The sequence below is a fragment of the Acinetobacter stercoris genome (genome assembly GCF_900323515.1).
Classification (GTDB): Bacteria; Pseudomonadota; Gammaproteobacteria; order Pseudomonadales; family Moraxellaceae; genus Acinetobacter; species Acinetobacter stercoris.
The window spans coordinates 1-2346 of record NZ_OOGT01000331.1 but is presented as its reverse complement, the minus strand read 5'-3'; the positions used below and the strand labels follow the sequence as shown (position 1 = coordinate 2346).

Sequence of the window (2346 nt, the reverse complement as noted above, 5' to 3'; positions counted from 1 at the left end):
CTACATAATATCTAATTTTTAACATAGAAATAAACAAAAAAGCCAGATATCTCATCCAGCTTTATGTATTTAATTTAAAAATCAAGCACCTGTTTGATAATGTGCTTTGGGTACAGCAGTCGAAGCCTGATAAGGGTGGGTAAAATCACTCAACCCAGCAGCAGCTTCATGAATATCTTTACCTTCTTTAATGACAAAAGTATCAAAGCCTGAACGTTTTAAGTAATTTAGAACATCTTTAAAGATATCACCAACAGCGCGAAGTTCACCTTGATATCCTTGACGACGCAAAAGTGCAGCGAAGGAATAACCACGCCCATCATTGAAACCAGCAAACTCAATAAAAATAGTATCTAATTGATTTAAAGGATATTGATGGACTTCAGGTGAATCATCTACTGTAATATAAAGTGCTTTTTTACCAGAAACATTTCCAAGCTGATCAAGCTGGGCAGTCGTCAAAACCACATCACCCTGTGGCAGTACACCATCTTCACCAATAATTTGATAAGTATTATCAGTAATCGTGCCGTCTTTTGCGAGCACTTGTAAAGCTGTATTAAGCATATGCACGCTCCTTGAATGGTTGAATGCCGACACGGCGATAAGTTTGAATAAACTCTTCACCTTCTTGACGCAAATCAAGGTAAGTATTCAAAATTTCATCAATTACATCAGGCACAGCTTCAGCAGCAAAAGATGGACCAAGGATGTCACCAATCGAAGCGTCATGGTTAGCATTACCACCTAAAGTAATTTGGTAAAATTCCGCGCCTTTCTTATCAACACCTAAAATACCAATATTACCAACATGGTGATGACCACATGCATTCATACAACCCGAAATATTTAGATCAATATGACCCAAATTATATACAGTGTCCAAATCTTCAAAACGGCGGGTAATCGCTTCTGAAATCGGAATAGACTTGGCATTTGCCAATGAACAAAAATCACCACCAGGACAGCAAATGATATCTGTCAAGAAACCAATATGTGCACGTGACATATTATGTTGTTCAAGGGTTTGCCAAAGTTCAAACAAATCTTTTTGCGGAACATCAACAAGTGCAATATTTTGCTCATGTGTTGTACGAAGCTCACCAAAAGTATATTTGTCAGCTAAATCAGCGATCAAATTCATTTCTTCAGTTGTAACATCACCTGGTGCTATACCTGCACGTTTGAGTGAAATCGTAACAACGCGATAGCCTTTAACTTTATGTGCATTGGTATTGATATTGAACCAATGTTTAAACTTCGGATATTCAGCAAATAATGTCGTGAAATCTTCGTCGGCAAAATCCTGATAATCAAATGGTGTGAACTCTTCATCCATTTTCTTTAAGGTTTCAGCATCTATTTTCAATGTTTCTTTGGTATGTAAAAATTCTGCTTCAACTTTTTCTGCAAATACTTCTGGAGTTAATGCCTTAACCAAAATTTTGATACGGGCTTTATATTTATTATCACGGCGGCCATGTAAGTTATATACACGTAAAACTGCTTCCAGGTAGGCAATCAAATCTTCACGTGGCAAAAAGTCACGAATGAAATGACCAATCATAGGCGTACGACCTAAGCCACCACCAACTTTAATTTTATACCCCATCTCACCAGCATCATTTCGCACAATATAAACACCGATATCATGGAAAGATGTTGCTGCACGGTCAGTTTCTTCCAAAGCTGAAACAGCAATTTTGAATTTACGTGGCAAGAATGCAAACTCTGGATGGAAAGTAGACCACTGACGGATCAACTCACATGTTGGACGAGGATCTGCAATTTCTCCTGCAATAACACCGGCATACTGGTCAGTTGTTGTATTACGTATACAGTTACCAGATGTTTGGATCGCATGCATCTGGACTGTTGCAAGCTCTGCCAGAATATCAGGGACACTTTCTAGTGCAGGCCAGTTTAACTGAAAGTTTTGACGTGTAGACACATGGGCATAACCGCGGTCATATTTTTTTGAAATTTCGGCAATTTTACGCAATTGCCTGGAATTCATTAAACCGTAGGGTACAGCGATACGAAGCATAGGTGCATAACGTTGCACATATAAACCGTTTTGTAGACGAAGCGGACGATATTCATCTTCTGTTAATTTGCCCGCTAAATAGCGTTCCGTTTGATCACGGAACTGAGCGACACGTTCATTGATCAGGTTTTGATCGAAATCAGTATATAAATACATGGCGTACAGCTAGTAGTTTCATTATAACGGCTGACAGAATAACGAGATTTAATCTATCAACAAAATGTGTTTTTTACATATTTAATAGCGATTTTATTGATAAGCAATGCTTATACTAATGTTTTAATAGAATTTTTATATAA

Annotated in this window: 2 protein-coding genes; both read right to left on the bottom strand. The window is 37.7% G+C overall.

Annotation, left to right across the window (positions count from 1 at the left end; all coding sequences use genetic code 11):
* Window positions 1-81: 81 nt before the first annotated feature.
* Window positions 82-567: a DUF934 domain-containing protein gene (locus tag KPC_RS19170; RefSeq protein ID WP_121975908.1), complete on the bottom strand. Its 486-nt coding sequence runs from the start codon at window positions 565-567 to the stop codon at window positions 82-84.
* Window positions 560-2203, bottom strand: coding sequence for a nitrite/sulfite reductase (locus tag KPC_RS19165; RefSeq protein WP_121975907.1), 1644 nt, complete (start codon window positions 2201-2203; stop codon window positions 560-562). Before KPC_RS19165 ends, KPC_RS19170 begins: the two co-directional genes overlap by 8 nt.
* Window positions 2204-2346: the final 143 nt, after the last annotated feature.